Consider the following 1,070-nt stretch of genomic DNA (forward strand, 5'->3'; position numbering starts at 1 on the left):
TTCCCGCGTGGCCAGCCAGGGTGACCAGCGCGAGGAAGAAACCTTTGCCTACGACGGCAACGGCAGGCTGATCCAGGCCATCAACGCCGCGAGCAAACTGCAGTGGTTCCATGACGAGGCCGGCAACCTCGTTCGTGAACACCAGCACTACCTGGCCACCGGCACCCCGATGGTCGCGGTGTGGCAGCACGAGTACGACGCCCTCAACCTGCGTACCTCCACCACTCGTCCGGACGGGCACAAGGTCAGCTGGCTGACCTACGGTAGCGGTCATCTGTTGGGCATGACGGTCGATCAGCATGAACTGCTGGCCTACGAGCGCGATGACCTGCACCGCGAGGTTGTGCGGCATCAGGGCAACAGGTTGAGCCAGACTCAGGCGTGGGACCCGGCGGGGCGCCTGCAGGAACAGCTGCTGGGCAGCCAGGACGGCAAATCGACCCTGCTCAAGCGTGAGTATCAGTACGACGCGGTAGGCCAGCTGAGCGACATCCACGACACCCGTCGTGGTCATCTGGCCTACCAGTACGACCCGATTGGCCGCCTGTTGCAGGCCACCAGCCGCCTGGGGGTGGAGACCTTCGCCTTCGACCCGGCCGGCAACCTGCTGGACGACAAGCACCACGAACTGACGCGGCCGCTGGAGCGCACGCCAAAGCGCAACCGTTTGATGGATAACCTGCTGCGCGAGTATGCGGGCACGCATTACACCTATGACGAGCGGGGCAACCTGAGCCACCGGTTGCACAACGGTGTGCAGGCCCGGTTCACCTGGGATCTTTTCGACCGCTTGCAGGCTTACAGCGACGACAAGCTCAAGGTCGAGTACAGCTATGACGCCCTTGGGCGTCGGTTGCACAAGCACTCGACGGCGCATTACTGGAACAAACCTGAAGCCGGTACTGGCTGGAACCAGCTGGAGCGAGCCAAGCGCCAGCGCGAGATGAACTGCGGCTTCACCCTGTTCGGCTGGGACGGCGACACCCTCGCCTGGGAAAGCTCGCCTGCGCAGGATGAAGGTCACACCGGGCGCACGGTGCACTACCTGTACGAACCGGGCAGCTTTGTGC

The 1,070-nt window shown here is 63.7% G+C and carries 1 pseudogene; it reads left to right on the forward strand.

The window, feature by feature from the left end:
- Positions 1 to 1,070 (forward strand): annotated as a pseudogene (locus JZZ72_RS27660) (RHS repeat protein); the annotation flags it as partial.

This window comes from Pseudomonas palmensis, from assembly GCF_017848315.1.
In the GTDB taxonomy this organism is placed as follows: Bacteria; Pseudomonadota; Gammaproteobacteria; order Pseudomonadales; family Pseudomonadaceae; genus Aquipseudomonas; species Aquipseudomonas palmensis.